27 protein-coding genes are annotated in these 24,975 nt (G+C 59.3%); 18 read left to right on the forward strand and 9 right to left on the reverse strand.

Annotated features, from left to right (window positions below; all coding sequences use genetic code 11):
* Window positions 1–3 precede the first annotated feature (3 nt).
* The 5 genes from LOY55_RS06710 to LOY55_RS06730 all read left to right on the forward strand — a co-directional run bounded on the left by LOY55_RS06710 (window position 4) and on the right by LOY55_RS06730 (window position 4,660).
* Window positions 4–714, forward strand: coding sequence for a bifunctional 2-polyprenyl-6-hydroxyphenol methylase/3-demethylubiquinol 3-O-methyltransferase UbiG (locus tag LOY55_RS06710; RefSeq protein WP_109787413.1), 711 nt, complete (start codon window positions 4–6; stop codon window positions 712–714).
* Window positions 711–1,097 carry a GtrA family protein gene (locus LOY55_RS06715; RefSeq protein WP_109787414.1) on the forward strand — a complete coding sequence of 129 codons (387 nt, stop codon included), beginning with the start codon at window positions 711–713 and terminating at the stop codon, window positions 1,095–1,097. The genes LOY55_RS06710 and LOY55_RS06715 overlap by 4 nt, the downstream gene beginning before the upstream one ends.
* Window positions 1,094–3,220: a DUF6311 domain-containing protein gene (locus LOY55_RS06720; protein WP_223522404.1), complete on the forward strand. Its 2,127-nt coding sequence runs from the start codon at window positions 1,094–1,096 to the stop codon at window positions 3,218–3,220. The genes LOY55_RS06715 and LOY55_RS06720 overlap by 4 nt, the downstream gene beginning before the upstream one ends.
* A 72-nt stretch (window positions 3,221–3,292) precedes the next feature.
* On the forward strand, window positions 3,293–4,219 hold the full coding sequence (locus LOY55_RS06725) for a LysR substrate-binding domain-containing protein (protein ID WP_223522405.1): 927 nt from the start codon (window positions 3,293–3,295) through the stop codon (window positions 4,217–4,219).
* 75 nt (window positions 4,220–4,294) lie between these two features.
* A complete protein-coding gene (locus tag LOY55_RS06730) occupies window positions 4,295–4,660 on the forward strand; it encodes a 5-carboxymethyl-2-hydroxymuconate Delta-isomerase (RefSeq protein ID WP_046029609.1) in 366 nt (121 codons plus the stop codon).
* Window positions 4,661–4,663: 3 nt separating this feature from the next.
* Here LOY55_RS06730 and LOY55_RS06735 read toward each other — a convergent pair whose 3' ends face one another.
* On the reverse strand, window positions 4,664–5,599 hold the full coding sequence (locus LOY55_RS06735; protein ID WP_223522406.1) for a LysR family transcriptional regulator: 936 nt from the start codon (window positions 5,597–5,599) through the stop codon (window positions 4,664–4,666).
* Window positions 5,600–6,012: 413 nt separating this feature from the next.
* Between LOY55_RS06735 and LOY55_RS06740 the strand changes: the two genes are divergently transcribed.
* The 6 genes from LOY55_RS06740 to LOY55_RS06765 all read left to right on the forward strand — a co-directional run bounded on the left by LOY55_RS06740 (window position 6,013) and on the right by LOY55_RS06765 (window position 12,546).
* Window positions 6,013–7,395: a glutamine synthetase family protein gene (locus LOY55_RS06740; protein ID WP_223522407.1), complete on the forward strand. Its 1,383-nt coding sequence runs from the start codon at window positions 6,013–6,015 to the stop codon at window positions 7,393–7,395.
* A 168-nt stretch (window positions 7,396–7,563) separates the two neighbouring features.
* Complete coding sequence (locus LOY55_RS06745; RefSeq protein WP_077430710.1) at window positions 7,564–9,213, forward strand: phosphoethanolamine transferase; 1,650 nt, start codon at window positions 7,564–7,566, stop codon at window positions 9,211–9,213.
* A gap of 70 nt (window positions 9,214–9,283) precedes the next feature.
* Complete coding sequence (locus LOY55_RS06750; RefSeq protein ID WP_046029614.1) at window positions 9,284–9,946, forward strand: class I SAM-dependent methyltransferase; 663 nt, start codon at window positions 9,284–9,286, stop codon at window positions 9,944–9,946.
* A gap of 123 nt (window positions 9,947–10,069) precedes the next feature.
* The gene (gene rnd, locus LOY55_RS06755; protein WP_046029617.1) at window positions 10,070–11,203 is read left to right on the forward strand and encodes a ribonuclease D; all 1,134 of its coding nucleotides are present in this window, start codon (window positions 10,070–10,072) and stop codon (window positions 11,201–11,203) included.
* Entirely contained in the window at window positions 11,200–11,493 is a 294-nt protein-coding gene (locus tag LOY55_RS06760) for a YcgL domain-containing protein (RefSeq protein WP_046029619.1), read from the forward strand. The genes rnd and LOY55_RS06760 overlap by 4 nt, the downstream gene beginning before the upstream one ends.
* 120 nt (window positions 11,494–11,613) lie before the next feature.
* On the forward strand, window positions 11,614–12,546 hold the full coding sequence (locus LOY55_RS06765; protein ID WP_258667813.1) for a D-2-hydroxyacid dehydrogenase: 933 nt from the start codon (window positions 11,614–11,616) through the stop codon (window positions 12,544–12,546).
* A gap of 69 nt (window positions 12,547–12,615) precedes the next feature.
* On the opposite strand, the gene LOY55_RS06770 is transcribed toward LOY55_RS06765, so the two are convergent.
* Window positions 12,616–13,209, reverse strand: coding sequence for a nitroreductase family protein (locus LOY55_RS06770; protein WP_046033292.1), 594 nt, complete (start codon window positions 13,207–13,209; stop codon window positions 12,616–12,618).
* A gap of 167 nt (window positions 13,210–13,376) precedes the next feature.
* Here LOY55_RS06770 and LOY55_RS06775 point away from each other — a divergent pair, with 167 nt between their 5' ends.
* Window positions 13,377–13,826 (forward strand): YcgN family cysteine cluster protein, encoded by a 450-nt coding sequence (locus LOY55_RS06775; RefSeq protein ID WP_007944020.1) that lies wholly within the window; start codon window positions 13,377–13,379, stop codon window positions 13,824–13,826.
* Window positions 13,827–13,863: 37 nt separating this feature from the next.
* The gene (locus LOY55_RS06780; protein WP_109787946.1) at window positions 13,864–15,093 is read left to right on the forward strand and encodes a hypothetical protein; all 1,230 of its coding nucleotides are present in this window, start codon (window positions 13,864–13,866) and stop codon (window positions 15,091–15,093) included.
* A 101-nt stretch (window positions 15,094–15,194) separates the two neighbouring features.
* Here LOY55_RS06780 and LOY55_RS06785 read toward each other — a convergent pair whose 3' ends face one another.
* The 4 genes from LOY55_RS06785 to LOY55_RS06800 all read right to left on the reverse strand — a co-directional run bounded on the left by LOY55_RS06785 (window position 15,195) and on the right by LOY55_RS06800 (window position 17,430).
* Window positions 15,195–15,572 carry a DUF2892 domain-containing protein gene (locus tag LOY55_RS06785; RefSeq protein ID WP_258667814.1) on the reverse strand — a complete coding sequence of 126 codons (378 nt, stop codon included), beginning with the start codon at window positions 15,570–15,572 and terminating at the stop codon, window positions 15,195–15,197.
* A gap of 92 nt (window positions 15,573–15,664) precedes the next feature.
* Window positions 15,665–16,135 carry an RNA methyltransferase gene (locus LOY55_RS06790; RefSeq protein ID WP_046033295.1) on the reverse strand — a complete coding sequence of 157 codons (471 nt, stop codon included), beginning with the start codon at window positions 16,133–16,135 and terminating at the stop codon, window positions 15,665–15,667.
* A 188-nt stretch (window positions 16,136–16,323) separates the two neighbouring features.
* Window positions 16,324–16,695 carry a YajD family HNH nuclease gene (locus LOY55_RS06795; RefSeq protein ID WP_007944009.1) on the reverse strand — a complete coding sequence of 124 codons (372 nt, stop codon included), beginning with the start codon at window positions 16,693–16,695 and terminating at the stop codon, window positions 16,324–16,326.
* 48 nt (window positions 16,696–16,743) lie between these two features.
* Window positions 16,744–17,430: a spermidine synthase gene (locus LOY55_RS06800; RefSeq protein WP_258667815.1), complete on the reverse strand. Its 687-nt coding sequence runs from the start codon at window positions 17,428–17,430 to the stop codon at window positions 16,744–16,746.
* A gap of 95 nt (window positions 17,431–17,525) precedes the next feature.
* Between LOY55_RS06800 and LOY55_RS06805 the strand changes: the two genes are divergently transcribed.
* Window positions 17,526–17,816: a hypothetical protein gene (locus tag LOY55_RS06805; protein ID WP_046033297.1), complete on the forward strand. Its 291-nt coding sequence runs from the start codon at window positions 17,526–17,528 to the stop codon at window positions 17,814–17,816.
* On the opposite strand, the gene LOY55_RS06810 is transcribed toward LOY55_RS06805, so the two are convergent.
* Window positions 17,813–18,286, reverse strand: a complete 474-nt coding sequence (locus LOY55_RS06810) for a cyclic nucleotide-binding domain-containing protein (protein ID WP_258667816.1) — start codon at window positions 18,284–18,286, stop codon at window positions 17,813–17,815. The genes LOY55_RS06805 and LOY55_RS06810 overlap by 4 nt on opposite strands.
* 136 nt (window positions 18,287–18,422) lie before the next feature.
* Complete coding sequence (locus LOY55_RS06815) at window positions 18,423–20,477, reverse strand: S9 family peptidase (RefSeq protein WP_258667817.1); 2,055 nt, start codon at window positions 20,475–20,477, stop codon at window positions 18,423–18,425.
* A gap of 102 nt (window positions 20,478–20,579) precedes the next feature.
* On the opposite strand from LOY55_RS06815, the gene LOY55_RS06820 reads away from it, so the two are divergent.
* Genes LOY55_RS06820 through LOY55_RS06830 form a run of 3 tightly spaced genes read left to right on the forward strand, consistent with a single transcriptional unit; the run spans window position 20,580 to window position 22,441 of the window.
* Entirely contained in the window at window positions 20,580–21,077 is a 498-nt protein-coding gene (locus LOY55_RS06820; RefSeq protein WP_046033300.1) for a hypothetical protein, read from the forward strand.
* A gap of 33 nt (window positions 21,078–21,110) precedes the next feature.
* Entirely contained in the window at window positions 21,111–21,887 is a 777-nt protein-coding gene (locus LOY55_RS06825; protein ID WP_034150022.1) for a class II glutamine amidotransferase, read from the forward strand.
* A gap of 11 nt (window positions 21,888–21,898) precedes the next feature.
* Entirely contained in the window at window positions 21,899–22,441 is a 543-nt protein-coding gene (locus LOY55_RS06830) for a DUF2937 family protein (RefSeq protein WP_077430707.1), read from the forward strand.
* Between the two features lie 143 nt (window positions 22,442–22,584).
* Here the strand turns inward: LOY55_RS06830 and LOY55_RS06835 are convergent, their stop codons facing one another.
* Window positions 22,585–23,508, reverse strand: a complete 924-nt coding sequence (locus LOY55_RS06835; protein ID WP_258667818.1) for a LysR family transcriptional regulator — start codon at window positions 23,506–23,508, stop codon at window positions 22,585–22,587.
* A gap of 160 nt (window positions 23,509–23,668) precedes the next feature.
* On the opposite strand from LOY55_RS06835, the gene LOY55_RS06840 reads away from it, so the two are divergent.
* The gene (locus LOY55_RS06840; protein ID WP_046033303.1) at window positions 23,669–24,955 is read left to right on the forward strand and encodes an MFS transporter; all 1,287 of its coding nucleotides are present in this window, start codon (window positions 23,669–23,671) and stop codon (window positions 24,953–24,955) included.
* Window positions 24,956–24,975 lie beyond the last annotated feature (20 nt).

The raw sequence follows: 24,975 nt of genomic DNA on the forward strand, positions 1-24,975 counted from the left end.
AGCATGGACCTCAAGGAAACCGACATCCTCGGTTCGAGCATCGACCAGCATTGGTATTACGCCTCCAAAGCGGCGGCGACCATGCGCTTGTTGGGCAACACACCTTTCACAAAGATTCTCGATGTGGGCGCAGGCTCCGGGTTCTTTACTCACCACTTGCTAAAGCATTCACCGGCCACCGAGGCGTGGTGCGTAGACATTAGTTATGAAGCTGACTCGGACACGACCACCGCCGCAAAACCCGTGCATTACCGACGCGCAGTCGACGCGCTGGATGCCGACCTGGTGCTGCTGATGGACGTGCTGGAGCATGTCGATGACGACGTCGGTTTGCTCAAGGCGTATGTGGATAAAGTCCCGTCCGGCAGTCGATTCCTGATGACGGTGCCCGCGTTTCAGTTTCTGTGGAGCGGACACGATGACTTTCTTGAACACAAACGCCGATACACCTTGGCTCAGCTGGAAACGGTGGCGCGCGATGCCGGGCTGACGGTGAAGCAGGGTGCTTACTACTTCGGCCTGGTGTTCCCGATAGCAGCCACATTGCGGCTGCTGCCCAAAGGCGCGCAACCGTCACCGCCGCGCTCGCAACTCAAGCGACATCACCCGTTGGTCAATTCGATCCTGAAGACGCTGTGCCGCCTCGAATTGCCGCTTATGGGCGCCAATCGCTGGGCGGGTCTGACGGTGTTTGTGCTGGCGCAGAAGCCGTGACGTCGGCCGAAAAATCCGCCCTGATCAAGCGTGGCCTGCGTTTTGCCGTGACCGGATTGTTCGTCACGGCGCTGCATGCGCTGGTGGCCGTGCTGTTCATCAATTTCGTGGTGGCGCAGCCACCACTGGCCAACGGCGTGGCTTTTGCCGTGGCGACGGTGGTGTCTTACGTGATCAACACCACCTGGAGTTTTTCCGCACGGCTGCACGGCCGAACGCTGCTGCGTTTCATGATGGTGTCCGGTGCCGGTTTTCTGCTGGCGATGCTGGTGGCGTGGGCCGCGCAATTGGCCGGGCTGCATTATTTGCTGGGGATTGGCGCGGTGGCGCTGACTATTCCGGCATTTACCTTTGTACTGCATAACTTCTGGACGTATCGATGAAGGACTTGGTTAAGCAGTTGCCGATCAACCTGTTGCCTGTGTTGATCGGTGTTCTGGCCTTTTTCATCGTCGTTGGGCCAAGGGCGCTGAACCCTCAAAACATTGCATGGCTGGGTAATGGTGATCCGGCGACGCATTATCTGGGCTGGGTGTTTTTCCGACAGTCGCCCTGGACCTTTCCCATTGGACACAATCCTTCCTATGGGCTGGAATTGAGCAATGGCATCATTTTCTCTGACTCCAATCCACTGCTGGCATTCTTGTTCAAACCGTTCGCCTCTCTGTTGCCAACGCCTTTCCAGTATTTCGGACTCTGGTTCCTGGCCTGCTTCGTTTTACAGGCCTGGTTTGCCTGGAAACTGGTAGGGCTGGTGTCGACCCACGTGGGTGTGCGTGCCGTGAGTACGGCGTTGTTCCTGTTTGTTCCGCCCATGCTCATGCGCATGCCTTTCCATTTGTCCCTGGGTGGGCATTTTCTGGTGTTGGCCTCGTTGTATCTGGCGCTGCACCCGCAATTGCGTCGTCGACGCCTGGCCTGGGGGGCGTTGCTAGCGGCGGCCGCGTTGATCCATGCGTATTTTTTGGCGATGGTTGCAGTGATCTGGATCGCCGATCTCACGAGCGGCTATTTCAAGAAAAAACTGACACTGCAGCCTGCTGCCATCGAATTGATCGGGCTGTTTTCGCTGGTCACTGTTTGCTGCTGGCAGGCGGGCTATTTTTCGGTGGGCAGCGAGGGTGCGATATCGGCCGGTTTTGGTCTGTACGCCATGAACCTGCTGTCGCTGATCGATCCGGGGAACTGGGCGGGGCAGTGGTCCTATGTGCTGAAGGATTTACCCGGTGTTCAAGGGCTCGGTGAGGTTGAAGGATTTCTTTTCCTTGGCCTTGGGCTGATGACGCTGGGCATTTGCGCACTGGTGGGGTTACTTCAAGGCCGTACAGGTTTTTTCCAGCGACTGCGGCGCTGGCCGTTATTGCTGGTAGCGTTGGTGGGACTGGGCCTGTTCTCGATTTCCAACCATGTGGCTTTAGGCTCGCTCGATATAACCTTTCCACTGCCGCCTTGGGTGATTTCAATCGCCAACGTCTTCCGTGCTTCCGGGCGGATGTTCTGGCCGCTGTACTACGCGTTTATCTTCGCCATGATTTTCCTGGTGATCCGCGCCAATACCTCCCGCACCGCCGTGAGTCTGTTGTCCCTGGCATTGCTGATACAGGTGCTGGACACCCATGCCGGCTGGGCCGGCGTTCGCAAGCAGTTGATGGTTGAACCCGCATCGAAGTGGGCCTCGCCCATGGTCGATCCCTTCTGGAACAGTGCAGCGGCTCATTACCGGAACATTCGTTGGGTGGTTCCGCAAAACCAGTCCCCAAACTGGATGGCAGTGGCTGATTTTGCCAGCGCCCATGGCCTTGCCACGAATGCCGTTTACCTGGGGCGGGTGGACACGGGCAATTGGATAAAATCCGGGCAGGACACCGGGCGTGAAATGGCGTCGGGCAAGTACGACGCTGATTCGTTGTACCTGTTCGATGACCGTGCCTGGATGCAGGCCGTGAGAAACGTGAATACCCCAACGGATCTGTTCGCCAGGATTGACGGGTTCACGGTGCTTGCTCCGGGCTGGAAACAGTGCAGCGCCTGCACACAGGCTACCTCGCAAATCAATCCGCTGGAGTTGGTTCCATCGCTGGAGCCCGGACAAAAAACGCTGTTCAACACCGGCAGCAAAGGCGGGGCGCTGCTGGCCAAGGGGTGGTCCGATACCGAGCTTTGGGGGACCTGGTCCAAGGAGCCTGAAGCTGAAGTCATGTTCCGGGTCCCGGCGCCCGTGCATTCCTTGCGTCTGGAGGCCACGGCGTTCCTTCCTCCCGGGCATGCTCGCCAACGTGTCGCCATCAGCATCAATGACCTGCCGGCCATGAATACTCTGCTTGAGCAGGCCGATGGCAATGTTATCGAAATGCCGCTCACCACCGAGATGCAAGCGCGGGTAGCGAGTCAGGGTGTACTGAGGCTGCAATTTCAGTTTGCCGATGCCGTCAGTCCAAAACAGTTCGCAATGGGCCAGGACGTGCGACAACTTGCACTCGGATTGAAGGCCTTGACGGTCAATTGATGGCCGTTGCACGTAGACGCTCCCCTCGCGCCTTTCTACACTGCCGTGAGTGTCGGGGACCGGGGGCAATGAATGAATCGCAATGAACTGCGCAAGGCGGACATCAACCTGATGGTGGTGTTCGAAACGTTGATGCTCGAGCGCAACGTGACGCGGGTTGCGGAGAAGCTGTTTCTCGGGCAGCCGACCATCAGTGCCGCGCTCAATCGCCTGCGCACGATGTTCAATGACCCGTTGTTCATTCGCGTCGGCCATCGCATGGAGCCGACGGCCCGCGCCGAGGAACTGATTCAGTACCTGTCGCCGGCGCTGGATTCGCTGTCGGTGGCCCTGAGCCTGACCCACGATTTCGACCCCGCCAGCAGCACCATGACCTTTCGCATCGGGTTGTCGGATGACGTCGAGTTCGGCCTGCTGCCGCCGCTGTTGCGGGCCTTGCGCCAGGAAGCGCCGAAGGTGGTGTTCGTGGTTCAGCACGTCGACTACTGGCGCATACCGGACTTGTTGGCGTCCGGCGACATCACCGTCGGCATCAGCCAGACCCGCGGCCTGCCAGCCAATGCCAAGCGCAAGCTGTTGCGGCACATTCAACCGAGCATCTTGCGCGCCGATGCGTCCGACACACCGCTGACGCTCGATGAATATTGCTCACGCCCTCATGTGCTGGTTTCCCACACCGCGAACGTCAGTGGTTACGCCGATGAGTGGCTGGCGGAGATTGGTCGCACGCGCCAGGTCGTCCTTTCCGTGCCGCAATACAGTGCGTTGCCGGCCTTGCTCGCCGGCACTGATTTGATTGCCAGCCTGCCGGATTACACCGCCGAAGCCATGGCCGCCTCTGGCTTGCTGTTCAAGGAACCCTTTCCGTTCGAGACCCCGACGCTGGACTTGTCGATGGTCTGGTTGAGCCATGTCGATACCGACCCCGCTGAACGCTGGTTGCGTTCGCGTCTGGAGGGGTTCATGAGTGAACGTTCGTCACTGCCGTTGGCCCAGTGAGTCGTCGGTCAACGCTGTGTTATACGTAGGACCTTTCTGCACACTCTTTCTGCACACCCTTTCTGGAGCCGCGTCATGCCACACCTGCACATGGAATACACCGCCAACCTGCCCGGGCTGAACGCCGACGTGGCGTTGATCCGGCTCAATAACACCCTGGTGGCTTCCGGTCAGTTTGCTGCGGAGTTCGACATCAAGAGCCGAGCGATGAAGGTCGAGACGTTCAAGGTGGGTACCGCGTTGGCTGAACGGGGGTTCGTCCATGTGAAGCTGGCGTTGTTGAGCGGTCGCTCGCCGCAGATCAAGCAGCAACTGTCTGAAAGCTTGCTGGCGGTGGTACAGGACCTTTGCGAGTGGCCGGCGGAGGTTGAAGTGCAACTGTGTGTCGAGATTCTCGACATTGATCGCGAGTCCTACGCCAAGACCGCCATCAGCCGCTGAGCTTCAAGCCATTGCCTGCTCGGCACAGACCTCGATCACCTGCTCGCGCAACCAGGTGTTGGCATTGTCCTGATCGGCACGTTGACTCCACTGCATGTCCAGGGTGAAACCCGGCAGCCCGTTGGGGGCTTCGCAGTGATTGAAGATCGCTTTGTTGGCCAGCAATTGCTGGATGCGACGGGGCAACGTCAGGATGAAGTCTGTGCCGGTGATGGTTTTCAGTGCCGCACTGTAGCTGTTGGCGCGCGCGACGACCTGCCGTTTGTGCGCCTGTTGCGCCAGCCAGCCGTCGACCCTGTTGGCGGTGGACGTCCATGGGGTCGGGAACACATGTCGGCGTTCGACAAAGGCTTGCAGGCTTAAACGCGGTTCCAGGGGTGTGGCGCGTTTGTCGAACACGCAGACCAAGTCATCTTCCAGCAACATTCGGGATTTGAAGCCGGTGTGGCTGCGATGGAAGTTTGGGCCGAAACAGATCACCAGATCGAGACTGCCATCGCGCAACTCTTCGACCGGAATATCGGTTTCGAATGTGTGCAGGTTGACCATCACCGGCAGGTCGGCGAAGTCGAAGCGCTTCAACAGGCGCGGCAGAATCAGCTGCTCGAAATACTCCGGCGCGCAAATATTGAACGTCACCGCTTGCAAGGTCGGGTTAAACGCCGGGGCACTGACGTGACACAAGTTGATGCTTTCGAGAATTTTCTGCACATGCGTGTACATGGTGCTGGCTTTGTAGGTAGGGCGCATACCGGTGCGGGTATTGGTGAAGAGCTCGTCTTCAAAACTGATACGCAGCTTTTTCAGGCAGTAACTTACCGTGGACTGGCTGACGCAGAGTGCCGCCGACACACCGGTGACGCTGCTTTGCTCGTACACGGCGACAAATACCATGAGGTCTTGCATGTCGAGCTTTCTAAGCAAATTACTGTTCAGCATCCATTCTGACTCGCTGTGCTCCTTGCGCTGACAGTGCGCAAACGTGTGCGAACGATCCTAACGGAACGACCGTACCAGGAGAATGCCTTGTAGGAAGTTTCATTGAAAGGCGTGGGGTAGGGCGCGAATGATTGTTTAGCCAATCCGTAACCAAGGTTCTTCAAATCCAGATTTAAAGACATAACCGGCCGTGTGACGCTGCTGCTCATCTGTTCTCTGCGGTTTTTTCTATGGGCGATTGTCCCGTCGCACTTCCCTCCGAGTTGGCCTTCTGGGCGCTGTGGCATTGTCGTCACGCACGCCCACCGGATTCCTGCATTTCCCGTTGATTGTTCTGACAGGTCCCGCGCCCGGCGCTGGATCAAATCGGCGACGCCTGCGCGTTCGCCTGACGCGGAAATAAGAGAATGCTCATGAGTAGTGCCACGACATCGTTCGCCACCTTGCAAGAAGCCCTGACCTTTCTCGAACAGAACCCGGATATCGAAATGTTCGAGCTGTTCATTCTCGACAACAACGGCGTGCCACGGGGCAAGTTGTTGCATCGCGATGAGCTGCTGGCGGTCTACGAAAGTGGCCGGCCATTGCCGAGTACCATTCTCGGCCTGACCATTAATGGCGATGACGTGGAAAACTCCGGACTGGTCTGGGATGTCGGCGATATTGACTGCCGCGCCTACCCGGTCAGCGGCAGCCTGACGCGCATGCCGTGGCGGCTGATTCCGACAGCGGCGGTGCAAGTCAGCATGCACCCCAAAGAAGGCATGCCGGCGACGATCGCTGATCCTCGGCACCTCCTGGCGAAAGTGATCGAAGACTTGCAGGCCGATGGCTATTACCCGGTCATGGCGGCAGAGCTGGAGTTTTATCTGCTGGACCAACAGCGCGACAGTCAGGGGCGACCGCAACCGGCGCGCGATGTCGACGGCGGGCGACCTCGCACGACTCAAGTCTACGGTTTGCGTGAACTGGAGCAGATCGAGCCGTTTCTGGCCGATCTCTACAGTGCCTGCAAGCTGCAAGGAATTCCGGCGCGCACGGCAATTTCCGAATATGCGCCGGGGCAAGTGGAAATTACCCTCGAACACCGCACCAATGCCCTACAGGCAATGGATGAAGCGGTGCGTTACAAACGGTTGGTCAAGGGCGTGGCCCATAAACACGGGATGACGGCGTGCTTCATGGCCAAACCCTTTGATGACCTGGCGGGCACCGGGATGCACATGCACGTCAGCCTGGCGGACAAAGAGGGCAACAACCTGTTCGCCAGCGAAGCGCCAGACGGCACACCACTGCTCAGACAAGCCGTCGGCGGGATGCTCAGCACCTTGCTCGATTCACTGCTGTTGTTCTGCCCGAATGCCAACTCCTACCGCCGATTCCAGACCAACAGCTACGCCCCCCTGGCGGCGACCTGGGGTGTGGACAACCGTACGGTGAGTTTGCGCGTGCCAGGCGGGCCTGCGTTTTCCCGGCACATCGAACACCGTATTTGCGGTGCCGACGCCAACCCGTACCTGGCCGCCGCGGCGATCCTGGCCGGCATCCATCGCGGTATCCGCGAACGATTGGACCCGGGTGCGCCGGTGGAAGGCAACGGGTACGCCCAGGCCACGGAGTTGTTGCCGACCGATTGGCTGACCACGTTACGTGCGCTTGAAAGTTCGACCTGGGCACGTGAAGCGTTCGGCGGCCCCTTCCTTGGCGTTTACCTGGCCGTAAAGCGCGCCGAGTACCGACAATTCATGGGCGAGGTCGGTGAACAGGATTGGCGCTGGTACCTGAACCAGGCCTGAAGCATTCTCAAATAATTGCGATGTGTGTCGCTGGTTTTCGAAGCCAACTATTCGTTGGCTTCTTTTTCACAAAAAATTGATGGTTGGGTACCTAACATAAGTGTTGTCACGGTCAATGAAATTTTCACATTTGCCGTAGGCACTTCTTTTTAGGAACAGCCGATCACCATGTTGAAGATTAAAGCCGTGCGCCCGGAATGGGTGACACTGATTGCCAGTGCCTTTTTGTTAGCCGCCTTCAATTTTGTGCTCTGGCAACACCTGTTTGAAATCACGACGTCCGACGGTAAAGGCATCGTCATGCGCGTGGCATTCGGGGCGATGATTCTGGCGGCGTTCAACATTGTGCTGACCTTGCTGGCGTTCAAACGTGTGTTGAAGCCGGTGCTGATGCTGATCTTCATGATCAGCGCCGGGGTGGCGTATTTCATGAGTCAATACGGTGTACTGATTGACACCGGCATGTTGCGTAACTTCGCACAAACCAATGCGACGGAAGTACGAGACTTACTCTCGTTGAAGTTGTTGGCTTATATCCTGTTCCTGGGTGTTTTGCCGTCATGGTTATTATGGAAAACCCCGGTTAATTATCGCCGTTGGCACCATGAGTTATTAAGTAAAGTTCTGGTGAGTGTTGTGTCGGCTACCGTCATCGGTGGTGTGGCACTGATTAACTATCAGGGCTTGTCCTCATTGTTCCGCAATCATCACGAGTTGCGCCTGATGGTCGTGCCGAGCAACTACATCGGTGCCTCCGCTGGCTATTTGCGCGAACAGGTTGCTTCGGCCCATCAACCCTTTGTCAAAATCGGCGAAGACGCGCAGAAGAATCCGACCTGGCAGGGCCGCGATCGCAAATCCCTGACGGTATTGGTGGTGGGCGAGAGCGCCCGGGCCGAGAACTTCGGCATCCTGGGCTATGACCGCGACACCACCCCGAAGCTGAGTAAAGAAGCCGGCCTGATCGCATTTACCGATGTGCATTCCTGCGGCACGGAAACCGCCGTGTCCGTGCCGTGCATGTTCTCCAACATGGGCCGCAAGGACTACAACGCCAGCAAGGCGAAGAATGAAGAAGGCCTGCTGGATGTACTCAAACGTGCCGGCCTGGAAGTGATCTGGCGTGATAACCAGTCGGGCTGCAAAGGCACTTGCGATCGGGTCACCCTCGACGACGTGAGCAACTTGAAAGACCCGGTACTGTGCGCCAACAGCGAATGCCGCGATGAAATCCTGCTGCAAGGTTTGCAACATTTTATCGACACACTCGATAAAGACACCGTGCTGGTCTTGCATCAAATGGGTAGCCATGGCCCTGAGTACTTCAAGCGTTACCCGAAGGAGTTCGAGCGCTTCACCCCGGTTTGCGAAAGCAACGCACTGAACAATTGCAGTCGCGAAAGTATCGTCAATGGTTACGACAACACGCTGGTGTATACCGACCACGTACTGTCGAGCCTGATCGATCTGTTGCGCAAGAACCAGGAGAAAGTCGACACCGCGATGCTGTACCTGTCCGACCACGGCGAGTCGTTGGGTGAATACAACCTGTTCTTGCACGGCACGCCTTACATGCTGGCGCCAGAACAACAGAAGCACGTGGCCATGCTGGCGTGGTTTTCCGACAGCTTTCAGAAATCGTTCTCGGTGGACACCCAATGCCTGCAGCTGACTCGCGACAAACCGTTGAGCCAGGACAACCTGTTCCATTCGATGCTGGGGCTGCTGGAAGTCAGTAGCAAGGTCTACAACCCGGACCTGGATATGTTCGCCGGGTGTCGTGGTGCAGCTGGCGACGGTGTGCTGGCCAAGAAATGAAGGCTTCAAGCTTTTTACGCACCGGCCGCTAACAGGCAGCCGGTAGAGTCACTACCAAGAGTCATTGCACATGTCTGCGCAACCCACATCCGCCATCGAGCTTGAGTTCGCCCGGCGCTACGATCAGGAACACGCCCGCGTCTGCCAGCAGCCGCAACCGCGTAGCCTGACGGGGCGTCTGGCGTTCTGGCGCGAGGAAAACCTGGTGCGCAATGCGCTCAAGGTTGCGGGCGAGCCGGGGTTGATCCTTGACGTGGCGTGCGGCGCCGGGCGTTTCTGGCCGGTGCTGGCGGAGCATGCGAACCGCGTGATCCTCGCGTCGGACCCGTCTCAGGACATGCTCAACCATGCGCAGACTCATCATCCGCAGAGCTTGCTCAAGCGGATCAAGACCTTCCAGAGTTCAGCCTTCACCCTTGGACTGTCGGCGAATGCAGTGGACTGCATTTTTTGCATGCACCTGTTTCAGCACATCACCTGCGCCGAACATCGATTGGCGATGCTTGAGGAGTTCCATCGGGTCAGTCGCGATACGGTCATTGTTGCAGTGCGGGTGGACGGATTGTTCAAGCTGCGGCTACCCGAAATAGCGACCGCTAACGCTCCACAGCTGGTCAGCAAGGTCGAGATTGAAGCCGAATTCAAACAGGCGGGTTTTCGCGTGTTGCGTCATAAAGATTTCCTCCCGGGCTGCACGTGGATGCGGGTCTACGTACTGAGTAAGACCAGCTAGTCTCCACTTGTCAGACTTTTCTTGCCGTCGGGTAGGTCTTTTCGCTAAAGCTCTTGTTCAGTGGATGCGCGGAAATCGCCGGGGGCGATATATACTGCGCGCCATTCTTCAAGGGAGAGCCGTGTGGCCATCGATATTCACTGGATTCGCGACAACGATAGCCTCGGTCAGTTTTGCGCCGAGTGGCAGCAGTTGCCATTCGTTGCCCTCGACACCGAATTCATGCGGGTTGACACCTTTTACCCGATCGCAGGCCTGCTGCAGATCGGCGATGGCGTACGCGCTTACCTGATAGACCCGCTGACCATCGACAATTGGCAGCCCTTGGCCGCGTTGCTGGAAAACCCGGCCGTGGTCAAAGTCGTCCATGCCTGCAGCGAAGACCTCGAAGTGCTGTTGCGCCTGACCGGCAGCCTGCCAGCGCCGTTGTTCGATACGCAACTGGCGGCGGCCTACCTGAACCTGGGCTTTTCCATGGGGTATTCGCGGTTGGTGCAAGAGGTGCTCGGCATCGACCTGCCCAAGGGCGAGACCCGTTCCGACTGGCTGCAACGTCCGCTTTCCGACACCCAAATCAGCTACGCCGCCGAAGATGCTTTGCATTTGGCGGAAGTTTTCGTACAGCTTCGTCCGAAGCTTTCTGACGACAAGTATGCCTGGGTCCTGGAAGACGGCGCCGAGCTGGTGGCCAACCTGCGCCGCGAGGTCGACCCTTACGAGGTCTACCGCGACGCCAAACTGGCCTGGAAGCTGTCTCGCGCCCAACTCGCCGTGTTGCGTGAACTGTGCGCCTGGCGCGAGCGCGAAGCCCGCGCCCGGGATCTGCCGCGCAATCGTATCGTTCGTGAGCATTCGTTGTGGCCGCTGGCGCGGACTCAGCCGGACAACCTCGGCGCGCTGGCGAAAATCGAAGACATGCACCCGCGTACCGTGCGTCAGGATGGCGAGTTTCTGCTTGATCTGATCAAGCGTTCCGGCAGTGTGTCGCCTGATCAATGGCCGCCAACCGTGCCGGAGCCGTTGCCGGTGGATGCCGCCGCACTGGTCAAACAATTGCGCGCTATCGGCCAGGCCGAAGCCGAACGCTTGAACATCGCGCCGGAATTGATGCTGCGCAAGAAAACCCTGGAAGCGCTGCTCAAGAGCGGCTTCCCCAATGGTCCTTACCAATTGCCTGATTCGTTGCGTGGCTGGCGCCGCGAATTGATGGGCCAGGCGCTGCTCGACAGCCTGGCCACCGCCGGAGAACAGCCTTGAAACGTATTTGCTCGATCTACCGCAGCTCGAAAAGAAGTGAAATGTACCTCTATGTGCTCAAAAGCGATGCACTGGAGCGCGTCCCGGACTCATTGATGGCGGCCTTCGGCAAAGCCATCCATGCGTTCGACCTGGTGCTGACCCCCGAGCGCAAGTTGTCGCGCGAAGACATCGCCGTGGTTCTGGAAAATCTCGACACGCAGGGTTATCACCTGCAAATGCCGCCCGCCGAGGACGAGTACATCGAGCACTTGCCGGAAGAATTGCTGCGACGCAACGACCCGATGTGAGGGGCTGACAGGTTCTGTTCAGGACCTTCATGAAACACTGGAACAATTTTTGATGATGGCTATAGCGAGGGCGCGACCTGCCTTCGGTGGCCGTCTGCACTGTTTTTGAAAGGTTTAACCATGCGCGTTCTGATTGCTGAACACGATCACCCTGTGTACGCCCAATTGTTGCGTCAGGCAGCGCCAGAGCTGGAAGTGCTGACCAGTGGCGACTCCGCCGAGCTGGCCCGTCAGGCGGCGGACTGCCCGGTGTGGCTGGGCCAGCCGGATTTACTCGCGACACTCCTGCGTCAGGGCCACCAGCCACAGTGGCTGCAATCGACCTGGGCGGGCATCACGCCGCTGCTGGCCGACGGCTTGCCCCGGCACTATCGACTGACTCGCGCGGTAGGCATTTTCGGTCAGGTCATGGCCGAGTATGTGCTGACTTATATGCTTGGCCACGAGCGTGAAGTACTGGCGCGGCTGATTAGCCAGGTCGAGCGCAAATGGGACAGCCGCCACGGCCAAAGCCTGGCCGGACGCAAGGTGTTGATCGTCGGTACCGGTGACATCGGTCAGACCGTGGCGCAGTTCCTCGTGCCGTTTGGGGTCAAGTTGTACGGCATCGCCAGCGAATCTCGCGAGCTGGCGCCGTTTGTTGAAGTGGGTTCGCTGGCCGATTTGCCGCGACTGGTCGGTGAAGTGGATTACGTGGTCAATCTGCTGCCCAACACCCCCACGACCCATGACTTGTACGACGCGGCGCTGTTCAAGCAGTTCAAGCCGACGGGGTTGTTCATCAACGTCGGGCGCGGTGTGGCCGTGGTCGATGCTGACTTGGTAGAAGCCTTGAAAGAAGGGCATCTGGCGGGCGCGGTGATTGATGTCTGCCGTCAGGAACCGCTGCCGCAGCGCCATCCATTCTGGACCGCCTGGGGCTTGCTGCTGACCGGCCACAGCTCGGCGCCGACGTCGCCATCGATGATGGTGGACCTGTTTGTCGAGAACCTGCGGGCGTATCAGGCCGGTGAGGCATTGCGCGGGGAAGTGGATTTCGAACGCGGGTATTAAACACATGCCAAAACACTGTAGGAGCCGAGCTTGGTCCGGGCGGCTCCTACAGTAGATCTTCAGTGGGGCTTAGAGGGTGAAGTCGCCCTCAGCCGCCAGTTCGTTCAACGGGCGGCGCGGGCTCGGCTCTTCACGCGCTTGCAGGTAATCGGCCAGCGATGCCTTGTCGCCCAGCTTGCCGACGGCGACCGCCGCATGCAGTGCATAACCTTCAGGAATATTCAGCTCCTTGCGGGTCAATTCCTGATCGAAACCGGCCATGCCGTGGGTGTGCCAGCCGCTGATGCTCGCTTGCAGCGCCAGATGGCCCCAAGCTGAACCGGTGTCGAAGGTGTGCCACAGGGCCGGGGTTTCTTCGGTGGCGCCCGGCACGGCGAAGGTGGTTTTCGAGATCACGATCACCAGAGCCGAGGCATGTTGGGCCCAGCTGCGGTTGAATTCGTTCAGCAGCCCCAGGTAACGCTGCCAGTTTGGCGTATCGCGACGCGCGTAAAGAAAGCGCCAAGGCTGCGAGTTGTAGGCCGACGGCGCCCAACGTGCTGCTTCGAAGAAGCTCAGCAGTGTCTCTTCTGGAATCGCTTCACCGGTGAAGGCGCGGGGCGACCAGCGATCAGTGAACTGAGGGTGGATGGCATAGTCGGCAACGCGTGGATTAGCACTCATCAAGAGATTCCTTGCTACGTTTGAAAGTGAGGGGGCGAGGCGAAACCCTACTGGCCGGCGCAAAAACTGACAAGCCCGTTTCTACCGGCAGTCGCCAATGCTTGGCCCACAGGGGCCTTGGCACTAGACTGGCGGCCTTTTCACCACCTGATGTTGATGCTTGAGCCATGGCCGCCAAAGTCGAACCGTTCTGGATACGCAAAACCCTCGATCAACTGGATCAAGAGGAATGGGAGTCGCTGTGCGACGGTTGTGGCCTTTGCTGCTTGCAAAAACTCGAAGATGAAGACGACAACAGCGTCTACTACACGCGTATCGCCTGCAAATTGCTCGACCTGAAAACCTGCCAGTGCACCGATTATCCGAACCGGCGTGACTTCGTTCCGGACTGCATCCAGCTCACGCCGGGCAAGGCGGACGAATTCAAATGGCTGCCACCGACCTGCGGCTATCGCTTGGTCAGTGAAGGCAAGGACCTGCCGCTCTGGCACCATCTGGTGTGCGGCGACCGCGATGCGGTGCACCACGAACGTATTTCACAATCCGGACGCATGCTTGCCGAAGGCAGCGTGCCTGAAGATGATTGGGAAGATCACCTGATTTTCCGGGCGGGCTGATCGCACCAGGGTTTTAACGTTTCACGAAGGAGTGTGTATGGCTGTGGGATTGCGGCTGGCGTTGGTCGTTGGGCTGCTGGCCCTGAATTCGTCCGTGTGGGCGGCGATGAAAGTCGATCTGGATTATCACGTGCGCCTGTTGCCGCAAAGTGATCAGGCTGAGGTGCGCCTGACGCTGACGCAGGGTTCGTCGGTGCGCAGCCTGGATTTTGACCTAGGCGATGGCAGCCGCTACAGCGACTTCAAGGCCGATGGCCAGTGGCAGCTCACGCCGGGCAAGGTGGCGCGGGGTGTCTGGCATCCCGCCGCCGACAAGGCCAGCCTGACCTACCGCGTGCGCATCAGCCATGGGCGCAAAAGCGGCAGTTTCGACACGCGCATGACGCCGACCTGGGCGCTGATGCGCGGTGACGATCTGGTGCCGGCCGCCAAGCTCGATCAGCAGGACGGCGTCGAGCTGGTATCACGCCTTGAGTTCGAGTTGCCCACCGGTTGGAAAAGCGTCGAAACCGCCTGGCCGCGGATCGGCAAAAACAAATTCCGCATCGACAACGTGTCCCGGCTGTTCGACCGGCCGACTGGGTGGATGCTCGCCGGCCACCTCGGCAGCCGCCGCACGCGGTTGGGGGAAACCGAAGTCACCGTCGCTTCGCCTCAGGGCCAGGGCATGCATCGCATGGACGTACTGACGCTGCTGACCTTTGTCTGGCCGCAAGTTCAAGCCGTGTTCCCGAGCCATCCAGGCAAATTGCTGATTGTCGGTGCCAACGACCCGATGTGGCGCGGTAGCCTCGCGGCGCATGAATCGATCTACCTCAATACGCGTCTGCCGCTGGTCAGCGAAAGCGGCAGCAGTGCGCTGGTGCGTGAATTGGTGCAGGTGTTCGCACGGCTCAACGATACGCAGCGCAGCGACTGGATCAGCGAAGGTTTTGCCGAGTATTACGCCATTGAGCTGATGCGCCGCGCCGGCGGCATGAGCGATGAGCGGTATGAAAGCTTGCACGGCAAGCTGATCAAGGACAGCCAGAAAGTCACGACCCTGCGCGGCGAACAGATCAATTCGGCGCAAGTGTCGAAAGCCGTGGTGCTGTTACAGGAACTGGATCGCGAGATACGCTTGAAAACCCGCAACAAGCGTTCGCTGGATGATGTACTGCGCGAGGCGATGCATCTGGGAAGTGTGGATACCAAGGCGTTCGTTCAGTTGGCCGAGAGCGTCATTGGCGAATCGTCCAAGGTCCTTGATACCGCGTTGCTTCAGTAACACCGCCATCGCGGGCAAGCCCGCTCCCACAGGGAAACGCATTCCAAGGTGGGAGCGGGCTTGCCCGCGATGAGGCCCTCAGCTTCAGTACATCTTGAGGATCAAACCTCGGCTTTCGGCGACTTCAACGAATCATTCCCCGTCACCGTAGCCGTGTTGGTCGCCGCCTCGGCATTCGCCTTCAGCTTGCTCAACTCTTCCCCGGCCCGCTCGATCTTCGCCCGCACGATGTCCATGTCCTGGCGGCTTTTCTCGATCATGCTTTTGAGCGAACTGTGCCCGGTAATCCCTCGAGCCAGTGCCACGCCGCCGATCGCCACCTGAATCAAGCCGAAAATACCGCCGCGACGCAGGCCCTTGCCCATCATCAACACGCCACCGGCCACGGAGCCGGCGCGTTCCCAGCCGTGAACGTTCTGCTCGGAAGGGGTCTGGAACGGGGTGGATTCGATGCGCTCTACACGTTTGAGTTCGCTCATGATCTTTCTCCTGGCAGAAATCACTGATTCAGTCGTGGATAGTTAAGCTGACTGCCGAGGCCGGCGGCTTGTTCCATTGGATGTGCATTGATTCAGCGAAATTTCGCACCGGAACGGGTGTTGAGCCCTTTGGACATGCGGTCGTAGAGCACGACATTGACGGTGGCCGCCAGGTTCATGCAACCGGTGGTCGGGATGTAGACCACGTCTTCGCACCAGTCGCGAATGTCTTTATCCAGCGAGCCGTCTTCCGGGCCGAAGATGTAGAGGGCGCGGTCCGGGTGGGTGTATTCCGGCAGGGAACGGGCGCCATCGACCAGTTCCACGGCAACCGGCACGCAGCCCAGAGGCAGGATTTTTTTCAGGTCGTCGATGCCGATCAGCGGGATGTCGTAGTGCACGCGCTTGGTGTCGGTGACGAAGTCGGCAGCGCGTTCATAGCGCTTGCCGGTGTAGAACACGGACGCCACGCCATAGCAGCCGGCGGCGCGCATGACCGAACCGACGTTTTCGGGTGATTTGGGGTTATACAAACCAATGCAGCTGTACCGTTTGTCTGCCACGAGCGGGGTGCCTTCGGGGAAAAAACGGCGATTATACGGGGATTGGGGGAGGGGTGTTTGGTTTGAGATTGGTGGTGCCTGGACAATTGCTATCGCGGGCAAGCCCGCTCCCACAGGATTCGTGGTGTACACAATAACTGTGGGAGCGAGCTTGCTCGCGATGAGGCCAGTAAGGGCGCCGAAGACCTTCAGTCTTCCTTCTTCATCAACCCCGCCAACGCCGCAAACGGGTTGTGTGTCGCCTTGGCGATCTTCGGCGTGCTCAGCGACCCTTCGCCAAAATACTGCTGGTCGGTATAGCGCGAGTGTTCATTGTCGTGGCAGTACAGGCACAACAATTCCCAGTTCGAGCCGTCCTGCGGGTTGTTGTCGTGGTTGTGATCGCGATGGTGCACGGTCAGTTCGCTCAGGCGCTTGCCGGAAAACTCACGGGCGCAGCGGCCGCACACGTGCGGGTACATCTTCAGGGCTTTGTCGCGGTAGCCCATTTCCTTGTCGCGCTGGTTGTCGGCGAGGATGCGATCCAGCTTCGAAGTGTTGGTCGGGGTGGACGAACTCATGGGTTCACCTTTGTAAAAGACTAATGACGGTTATGTTCAGAGTTTAGCTCAGCCCTTGAGCTTCTCGGCAATCCAGATGGTGTGGCGTGTGCCCTTGTTGCCGTGGGCGAAGACCTGGACTTCCTCGGCCTTGAAACCGGCCTTTTTCAATTTGTCGGAAAACTGTCGGTCGGCACTCGCCGACCACACCGCCAATACGCCCTTGGGCCGCAGGGCCTTGGCGCAAGCGCTGAGGCCGCCGGCGGAGTAGAGCCAGCTGTTGGCCTTCTGGGTCAGGCCTTCGGGGCCGTTGTCGACATCGAGCATGATCGCGTCGAACCCTTGTGGTTCGGCTTGCAGGACGTTGGCGACATCTTCCATGCGGATGACGGTACGCGGGTCGAGCAACGGGTTGCCGGCTTTTTCGCCCAGCGGCCCACGGTTCCACTCCACGACGCCCGGCACCAGCTCGGCGACCACCACTTGCGCGCTTTTGCCCAAATGCTTGAGCGCCGAGGCGAGGGTGAAGCCCATGCCCAGGCCGCCGATCAGCACGCGCGAATTCGGCCGGCCGGCCACTTTGCGGCAGGGGATCTCGGCCAGTGCATCCTCGGAGCCGTGCATGCGCGTGTTCATCAACTGCCCGCCGTCGCCACCCTGGATCTTGATGACGAAGTCCTCACCGTATTCGAACAGGCACAGGGCACCGCCGTTTTCAGGAATGGGCGTGGTGTCGAGCAGGACGAAACGTTTCATGGGGCTCTCTTGAGAAAGTCTTGCATAAACTGGGAGGGCAAACGGGCGCAGTTGGGAGTAGCCTGAATGTGACGAAATCGCCAACGGAGCCATTGATGAAGCGCACCATTCTAACGGCCATTGCTCTGGCCGCGCTCTCGATTACTGCAGTGCAGGCGCAACAGTTGCAATCCATCCCCGTCAGCCCCCCAACCATGCCCGGTTCGCCCGGCACCGCGACGCCGACGCCGTACCCGCAAATCACCGCGCCTTCCTTGCCAAAAACGGGGCCGGGCAGCAGTGGTCCGCCATTGGTGCCGATTGAAATGCCGAGCCCGCCGACCAAGGACCAGCCTGTGCCGGGGATCGAGCCGACCCCGACGAAAGCCAAATCGCCGGGCGGCTAAACCTGTTGCGAAAGCAGTTGTCCATCCGCCATGCGCAGGCGTTTGGAGAGGGAGACGGCGAGGGCGCGGATGATCTTGGCGGCGATTTTCGGTGCGTCGTTGATCATCTTTTCCAGCGAGTCCTTGCCCAGGTTCAGCAGTTGGCAGTGACTGGCGGCCACGCAACTGGCGGAGCGTCGTTCACCGTCCAGCACCGCCATCTCGCCGAACGAGCGGCCGCTGCGCAATGTAGCCATGGTCACCAGTTGCCCGTCACCATTGGTTTTTTGCACCGCCACCTGGCCGGTGTGAATGATGCACATGAAGCTGCCGGCATCGCCCTCGTGGAAGATTTCCTCACCTTGCGCCACGGTGCTGATGCTGAAATAGCCCGAGGCGGCCGCGAAGTCTGCGGGCAGCAATTGATCGAACAGGCCGCAATCCATCAGCCAGTCGCGAATTTCGTTGTTCAGTAAGGTTAGTTCTGACATGTCGTCACGGTCTTTTTTCTTGTGTCTGTTGCTGGGTCGAGTTTGAACGCACCACACGTCCCCTGCTTCCACAGGGGATCTGAGTGGTAGCGGGCCCGGAGTCTGGTCTTAAGACCGACACACCGGGCCAAGTTCCTCAGGCAATACCCAATACCTTGAACAAAAATGCATATTCGAGCGCTACGTCACGCAATCCCTGGTAACGACCGCTCATTCCGCCATGTCCGGCGCCCAATTCGGTCTTGAGCAGCAGAGGGTTCGCGTCGGTTTTGGTCGCACGCAATTTAGCCACCCACTTGGCCGCTTCCCAGTACTGCACGCGGCTGTCGTTGTAGCCGGCAATCACCAGCGTTGCCGGGTAGGCTTGTGCGGTGACGTTTTCGTACGGGGCGTAGGCCTTGATCCGATCATAAACGTCCGGCTCTTCAGGATTGCCCCACTCGTCGTATTCCGTGACGGTCAATGGCAGGTCGGGGTCGAGCATGGTGTTGAGCACGTCGACGAACGGCACTTCGGCAATCGCCGCGCCGAACAATTGCGGCCGTTGATTGAGCACGGCGCCAATCAGCAAGCCACCGGCGCTGCCGCCGCTGATCGCCAATTGTTTTGCGCTGGTGAAACCGTTGGCAATCAAATGCTCTGCACAGGCAATGAAGTCGCTGAACGTGTTGTGCTTGTGTTCCTGTTTACCGGCCCGATACCAGGCCTCACCCAATTCGCCACCGCCACGCACGTGCGCGATGGCGAAGGCCATGCCGCGATCCAGCAGGCTCAGGCGAGCGTGGGAGAACCACGGGTCGAGGCTTTCGCCATAAGCGCCGTAGCCATACAGATACAGCGGCACCGGTTTGCCGAGGTGCTCGCGCTTGACCACCAGGCTGATAGGCACCTGCGTACCGTCCGGTGCCGTTGCCCACAGGCGCTGACTGACGTAGGCATCGGCGTCGAACGGGCCGAGTACCGGCGTTTCCTTGAGGACTTTTTGCTCGCCGCTCGCCAGTACGAGCTGACGGATTTGCGCCGGACGGTTCAACGCCTCGTAGCGCAGGCGGATCCTGTCGCTGGCGAACTCCAGGCTGTTCTGTACGTGCAGGCTGTAGGACGCGTCCGGCAATTGCACGCGATAAGGCGACTGGCCTTGTGGGTGGACTTCGATGATCGGCAAGCCACCTTCGCGCAGGCTTAGGGTCATGGCGCCAGTGTTCAGGCTCATGCCGTCGATCATCACCGTGTCGCTATGGGGGATCAGGTTTTGCCATTCGGCCTCGGTGGGCGCCACCCCGGTATCGACGGTGCTGTACAACGCGAAGTTGATGCCGTCGCGGTTGGTACGAATGAACCAGGCCCATTGGCCATCGAGGGCGCCGTGGTCGACGTCGTACTCATGGTCCTCAACCCGTGGCGCCAGACAGGTGAAGGCCTGATGCGGCAGGGAGGCGTCCAGCGCCCAGACTTCACTGGTGGTCTTGCTGCCCAGGGACAGCAGCAGTTGCAGCTCGGAGCTTGAACGGTAGCAATGCATGAAGAATCGGCCGTCCGGCTCGTGGAACACTTCTTCGGCCGCCGTGCCGTCCAGCCGATAACGGAACAGTTTGTGCGGGCGATGGGTGTCGTCCAGCTCGCCAAAAAACAGCGTCAGGCTGTCGTTGGCCCACGTCATGCTGCCGTCGCAGTCCTGGAACTCCAGTTCACTGACGCGACCGTCCGACAATTCCTTCACGAACAGGGTGTAAATCTCATCACCCGTGGAGTCGATGCTGTAGGCCAGGCGCTGGTGGTCCGGGCTGATGCTGAACGCCCCCAGGGAAAAGAAGCCACCGTTGGCCAATTCGTTCGGGTCCAGTAGCAGCTGTTCCTGGCTTTCGTCGAGTTGCAGGCTGTCATCGGCCGGGCGCGGGCAGCGGTAGTGCCGGGCATATTCGTCACCGGCCGTGGTGCGCGTGTAATACAGGTACGGCCCCCAAGGGGAGGGCAGCGACAAATCGGTTTCGAGAATCCGCCCCTTGATCTCTTCGAACAGGGTCTCGCGCAGGCCGGCCTGATCGGCGGTTTGTGCCTCTTGATAGCTGTTTTCAGCCTTGAGGTAGTCGAGCACCGCGTTGGTGTCGCGCTCCTGTAGCCAGGCATACGGGTCATCGCCTTCCGCCTTGTGGGCAATGGGCGCGTCGGAAACGTTGGCGGATAGGGGCATGAAAGACTCTCGAACGTTGTACGAAATTGGCGGGTCGCAGACAGCGGGCAAGCCTGATGTGCGAAAAGTCGTTACTATAAGCGCCTCTTTGCCTGCCTTGCCATGGACACCATGACCGAGAACGACTATCTGATCGCTTGGGGCCTCTACGCCTTCGCCGCTTTGGGCTGCCTGTTGGTGTGGATGCGATTGACCCGCTGGATGTGGCGTTGGCTGCGCGAGCCGTTGCGGCTGCTGGTGGCAGTGTTGCTGTTTAGCCCGACGATCATCGACCCGGTGAAGGACAAAGTCGCACCGGCCATCGCCATCACGGCGCTCGACCTGCTATTCAAGGTCGGCAACAACGCCTGGCGGGCAATTTCCGATCTTTTTATGTACGGCATGATCGCCTTCGGACTGTACCTGGTGATGGTGGCGATCCGCTTCCCGATCGAGCGCGCTTCCAACGCTCGCAAGGAACAGGCGGCCGCCGCCAAGGCTGCTGCCAAGGCAGAAGACCCTGACGATGATCATCCCTTCGGCGGTGCCGGCGATGATCGTTACGGCCGACCGCCGGTCCCGAGCAATCCTCAGCGATTGCGGGTCGAGCCACGTTTGTAACCTTGCCCCTGCCTTTTCATCGAGAACCCGAGCATGTGTGAGTTATTGGGCATGAGCGCCAATGTGCCGACCGATATCGTGTTCAGCTTCACCGGGCTGATGCAGCGCGGCGGCCGTACCGGGCCGCACCGCGATGGCTGGGGGATCGCGTTCTATGAGGGGCGCGGCCTGCGCCTGTTTCAGGACCCGGCTGCCAGCTGCGAGTCTGAGGTGGCGAACCTGGTGCAGCGCTATCCGATCAAAAGTGAAGTGGTGATCGGGCATATCCGCCAGGCCAATGTCGGCAAGGTCTGCCTGTCCAATACCCACCCGTTCGTGCGCGAACTGTGGGGGCGTAATTGGTGTTTCGCGCACAACGGCCAACTCGCTGACTTTCAACCGACCGCCAGTTTCTACCGCCCCGTCGGCGACACCGACAGCGAAGCGGCATTCTGCGATTTGCTCAACCGTGTGCGCGCAGCCTTCCCGGAACCGGTCGAGGTTGAAGAATTACTACCCGACCTGGTGGCGGCCTGCGCCGAATACCGCAGCAAAGGCGTGTTCAACTGCCTGCTCAGCGACGGCGACTGGCTGTTCTGCTATTGCTCGACCAAATTGGCCCAGATCACTCGTCGGGCACCTTTCGGCCCTGCGCGCTTGAAGGATGTCGATGTGATTGTCGACTTCCAGGCCGAAACCACGCCCAACGACGTGGTCACGGTGATTGCCACCGAACCCCTGACCGAAAACGAAACCTGGACCCGCTACGAACCGGGCCAATGGAGCCTTTGGCGACGCGGCGAATGCGTCAGCCAGGGCAAGACCGAATAAGGATCTCCCCGATGTTGCTCAGTTATCTACGCCTGGTGTTGTTTGCGGCGGGTCTGTTGGTCGGTGTACAGGTGCCGGGGTTTATCAATGATTACGCCAAGCGGGTCGAGGCGCATCTGATAGAGGCGCAAACAGGCTTGAGCGGTTTTCAGGGCACCGCCAATCAGTTCTTCAAGGGGGATATGCAGGCACTGGTCGCTCATTACCGCGCCAGCGAAGACCCGATCTTTCGCAGCGATGCCGACAGCCTGAGCAACCTGCTGACCCGTCAGCTGGCGTTGGACAAACAATTCCAGGCCATGCAAGGCCCGTGGTACATCCGCTTCCTGCAGGTGGTACTGGCGGCTGACCCTGATATTCGCAAGGAAACCTGGAACGGCTACAGCTATCAGATCCTGCTGACGCCCGAAGCGATGATCTGGGGGATGAGCGGCGCGTTGTTGCTGTCGTTCGGGATTGAATGCCTGTTCCGCTTGATCGACTGGGTGGTGCTGGGCGGCAAACGCCTGCGCCAGAGCCGACCGATTGAAGACCGCGATGTGCGCGGCCTCTAGGCCGAATCGGCCCCCTGTAGCAGCTGGCGCAGCCTGCGTCCGGCTGCGCAGCAGTCGTCAAACCAGCGACCGGGATTTACCTGAAACACCACGGAGGCTGATTTTACGACTGCTGCGCAGCCGGACGCAGGCTACGCCAGCTGCTACATAGGTTGGCGCGCCAGAACGATGAAATCCTCGCCCATCTCCTGCGCATACCGTTTCAGCACCTGCTGACACAACGCCACAATCTCCTCGACCCACTCAACGCCCGTGCGCCACGACACCACCACCTGTAAATCCGGCGGTCGTTGATCAATGGCCAACAGCGTCAATTCCCCGCGCGCCAATTCCTCGGCTACCAGCACCGGCGGCAGCGCGCCAATGCCAAAACCATCACGCAACAAGCGGGTTATCGCCGACACCGAATTCACGCAGTTGAGGCGCGGGGCCATTACGCCATTGGCCTGCATCAGGGCCAGCACTTCCTGGTGTGGATGGGAGTTTTTCGAGTAGGTAATGATCCGCTCGCGCGCCAGATCGGCGATGCCCGAATATTCGCGGTTGTAGAGTGAATTATTCGCCGCGATCCAACCCATGGGATGGCTGGCCAGCTCCAGGCTGCGCACGCTTTCCTGACGCATCAGGTCGGTTTGCAGGATCAGATCGAGAAAGCCTTTTTGCAGCTGATCGCAGAGGTTGAGCGAGGTATCGGCCACCAGTTCGATTTCCACCAACGGATAGAGATCCGTCATCTGCGCCACCAGCGGGCTCAGCCAGGTGTGGATTACCGTGTCCATGACGCCGATCCGCACCCGTCCGACCTTGCTCGATCGGGTCTCGATCGATTGTTTGAGTGCCTGCATGGTGTCCATCATCTGCTCGGCATAGTCGAGCACTTTCAAGCCTTCAGGCGTCAGGCTGACGCCGCGGGAATCGCGCAAAAACAGCTTCACCCCCAGTTCACCTTCAAGCACCGCAATTCGGCTGGAAATCGAGGCCTGGGTGGTGAAGAGTTTGTCGGCGGTCAGACGAAAACTTTTGAGTCGAGCGACCCAGACAAAGGTTTCAAGAAACTTCAAATTCATGGGGTCAGCTCGTGGGGATAAAGTTTTCTTATGTCTGGAGCGGGTTTTTATTAGTTGGACGCAGCAGGGCCACGGACCCAAAAATCGACGCATCCGGTTCCCACGATAGGCGTCGTCGGGGCTTAGAACAATACCAATAAAATTTGCACGGAGAGTTGCCATGAGTGCGCCCGACACGCTCGACATCCCCAATGCCAAGGCCCGCCCGGGACCTTTCGACTGGTACCGCAACATCAATCAGCAGGAGCGTCGCACCTTCTGGAGTTGCAAGATCGGTTATGGCCTGGACGGCATGGACACCCAGATGCTCAGCTTCGTGGTGCCGACCCTGATTGCGATGTGGGGCATTACCACCGGCGAGGCCGGGCTGATTCACACCAGCACCCTGATCGCCTCGGCCATCGGCGGTTGGGTGGCGGGGATTCTCTCTGACCGCATCGGTCGTGTGCGCACCTTGCAACTGACGGTGCTGTGGTTCGCCTTCTTCACCTTCCTCTGTGGCTTCGCGCAAAACTATGAACAACTGTTGATCAGTCGCACCCTGATGGGATTCGGTTTTGGGGGTGAATGGACCGCCGGCGCCGTACTGATGGGCGAAGTGATTCGCGCCAAGGACCGTGGCAAAGCCGTGGGCATGGTGCAATCGGGTTGGGCGTTGGGGTGGGGGTTGACGGCGATTCTCTATGCGCTGCTGTTCTCAGTGTTGCCGCCGGAAGACGCCTGGCGCGCCCTGTTTATTCTGGGCATTGTGCCGGCGATTTTCGTGATCTTCGTTCGTCGTCTGGTCAAAGACCCGGAAATCTATCGTGAAGCCAAAGCCAGACAGGAACCGAGCAACCCGGCGAAGTTCTACGAGATTTTTGCCCCCGGCATTCTGTTCACCACGATTCGTGCTTCGGTGCTGACCACGGGCGCACTGGGCGGTTACTACGCGATCACCTCATGGTTGCCGACGTTTCTGAAGAACGAGCGGGGCTTGAGCGTACTCGGCACAGGCGGTTATCTGGCGATGGTGATTGTCGGTTCCTACGTCGGTTACGTTATCAGCGCGTATTTGACTGACCTCCTGGGGCGCAAGAAGAACTTCATCCTGTTCGCGGTCGGCTCGTTCACCATCGTTTTGCTCTACACCCAACTGCCGGTCAGCAACGCTGTGATGCTCTGGCTGGGCTTCCCGCTGGGCTTCTTCGCTTCGGGGATTTTCAGCGGCATGGGCGCGTTTTTGACTGAGTTGTTTCCGACGCGGATTCGCGGTTCGGGCCAGGGTTTTTGCTACAACATTGGCCGCGCATTGGCGGCATTGTTCCCGCTGCTGATTGGTTTGCTTAGCCAGCGTGTGCCGCTGAGCGTGGGCATCGGGGCTTTTGCGGCAGTGTCCTATGGGGTGGTGATCCTTGCAGCGCTGAGCCTGCCGGAAACCCGTGGCAAACAACTGGATGCGCAGTAATCTGCCTGCATCTGAAAAGA

Origin of the sequence: Pseudomonas sp. B21-040 (assembly GCF_024748695.1) — a bacterium.
Taxonomy (GTDB): domain Bacteria; phylum Pseudomonadota; class Gammaproteobacteria; order Pseudomonadales; family Pseudomonadaceae; genus Aquipseudomonas.